We start from the raw sequence: 2,239 nt of genomic DNA on the forward strand, positions 1-2,239 counted from the left end.
TAAACTCTTCGGGATAACGTTTACCGCTCATGGGCACCTCTCTTTAAGTCATCTTAAATGACTCTGAGGTGTCTGTTAAACCCGTGGCGATTCACCATGAAGCACGAGCTATACCACGAAAGCCTTTCCGCCCCGGAGTAGATATTTTTAGCTTGTTGTACGGCCTGCTGCTGTAGAGCGTCAAGGCTCCTATCCAGCAAATTCGCCATGTAGCGATCAGCCTCAAGTTTATTGAGTATAAGCGAGTTGTAGCTTATGAATCCCTCCCGTGTCACTCCCTATCCAAATCTTACGTAACAGTGATAAACCTGCAATGATAAACAAGCTGATCTATCGATGCATGAACAGAACAAATCACCAAAAATAATTAAAAAGCTATCATATTCAATGAAATATTCTCTTAAATTCAGTGAGGATACATCTATCAGCAATAGATAAAACCGATCAACAATCAATTATCTATCGCATTAATAGATGATAATGGATGATTACCGCAACTTTCATAGCAGAACCAATCATGACAACATCATGCCAGCTCATAGGATGTGAGTTGTTAACCCGCTTCCATCGTGAAGATCTGCCAGTGCTGAACAGCAAGTACTTCATCATGGCTATGACGGTTGAAGGTAAGTGACCTGCTCCCCGCTGCACAAGCCACAGGTCGCCTGTTTGTTGTTCTTTTCGTTCGACTTTGCAAAGATGATCGCAGACGATTCCAGGCCTGCCTCGCCATCAGGAACAGGATCTACTCCCCACGACGCATGCCCTGAGTCCCGTCAGTAACGCGCTACATGGCAATGTCGGCTTTGAGGATTTCGATATGACGACCTTTTATCAACTTACAGCCATCAGTCTGGGTGGCCAGCTTATCTCTATGGCCGACTACGCGGGTAAGGTGGTTGTGGTCGTTAATACCGCAAGCCTCTGTGGCTTCACGCCACAATACGCCGGCCTTGAAGCGCTCAATAAGAAATACGCCCCCCAGGGTTTAGTGGTGCTTGGTTTCCCCTGCAACCAGTTCGGTAAACAGGAACCCGGCGGGGCCGACGAAATCGCGCAGACCTGTCATATCAACTACGGTGTGAGCTTTCCGATGTTCGAGAAAGTGGAGGTCAACGGAGCCGCAGCGCATCCGGTATTTCGTTATCTGAAAAATGAATTACCTGGCGTGCTGGGCGGGCGAATCAAGTGGAACTTCACTAAGTTCCTGATCGGACGCGACGGTAAACCGCTCAAGCGTTTTGCACCGTTCACTCCCCCGGAGAAAATGGAATCCGTAATCCTTGCGGCACTTAAAATCTAAGTGTTTGTTATTCACGCCCTTCAAAGAAGGCCTGGTGAACAGTTTGATTTAAACATTTCGTTTATGCGTTCGTTGTCTGGGCAACATCACAGTAGAGTTACGTTTGACAAACAGCACATGGAATTTGCGATCACTAAAAAAGTGTGCGGATTGATACATTGTTCACATCCGACGCGAGCTGGAAACTCATTTTTACGAGCCAACTCAATCGCTGACTGCTTCAAAAAAATTACCGTATTTGTTATATTGTTACTCCTTGATTACTCACCTCTGCGGTGCCAAAAAGAACAAGATTCACCGCAACCCAGGACAATGAAATGTTAGATTACCGCTTCCCGACAGCTTTGCAGATGGTTCTCAGCGTAGCGATGGCGGAGCAATTGGGTGAACGTTCGACAAGTGCGATTCTGGCCTACGGTCTGGAAGCTAACCCGAGCTTTATCCGCAAATTAATGGTTCCGCTCACGCGTGACGGCATTATTGTCTCAACGCTTGGCCGCAACGGCTCTATTCATCTTGGTCGCCCACCCGAAGAGATCACCCTGCGCGATATCTATCTTTCCGTTATAGAAGATAAAAAGCTGTGGGCATCGCGTCCTGATATTCCGGCGCGCTGCGTGGTCAGCGCCAACACTTGCTGGTACTTTAAATCTATCGCCAATGAAGCGGAGCAGGCTTCGTTAGAGGTATTAGCGCAACATACCGTCGCAAGCGCGCTGGAAGAAGTCAAAAAAGCCGATACCAGCGGGTGCGATCCGCTGCCTGAAATAGATGCCTGTTATAAAAAAGCGCATTAATTATTTTCTTATCGCGAAAAAAACCGCCTTCACTATGAAGGCGGTTTCAGACTGCTGACAAAGTCCTGGCCGTAAGGTCAGGACTTTGATCTAATAAGGTCAGTACAATTAACGGACTGACCGCCATGCTCAGAGAACC

2 protein-coding genes are annotated in these 2,239 nt (G+C 47.4%); both read left to right on the forward strand.

Annotated features, from left to right (window positions below):
• Nucleotides 1-820 precede the first annotated feature (820 nt).
• A complete protein-coding gene (locus tag GA0061070_RS24295) occupies nucleotides 821-1,303 on the forward strand; it encodes a glutathione peroxidase (protein ID WP_090139083.1) in 483 nt (160 codons plus the stop codon).
• A 317-nt stretch (nucleotides 1,304-1,620) separates the two neighbouring features.
• Entirely contained in the window at nucleotides 1,621-2,100 is a 480-nt protein-coding gene (gene oqxR / locus GA0061070_RS24300) for an efflux pump transcriptional repressor OqxR (RefSeq protein ID WP_090139085.1), read from the forward strand.
• Nucleotides 2,101-2,239 lie beyond the last annotated feature (139 nt).

It is taken from the genome of Kosakonia oryziphila, from assembly GCF_900094795.1.
Lineage (GTDB): Bacteria > Pseudomonadota > Gammaproteobacteria > Enterobacterales > Enterobacteriaceae > Kosakonia > Kosakonia oryziphila.

Coding starts and splice junctions, on each gene's coding strand:
- GA0061070_RS24295 (WP_090139083.1), top strand. CDS start 821: ATGACGACCTTTTATCAACTTACAGCCATCAGTCTGGGTGGCCAGCTT.
- oqxR (WP_090139085.1), top strand. CDS start 1,621: ATGTTAGATTACCGCTTCCCGACAGCTTTGCAGATGGTTCTCAGCGTA.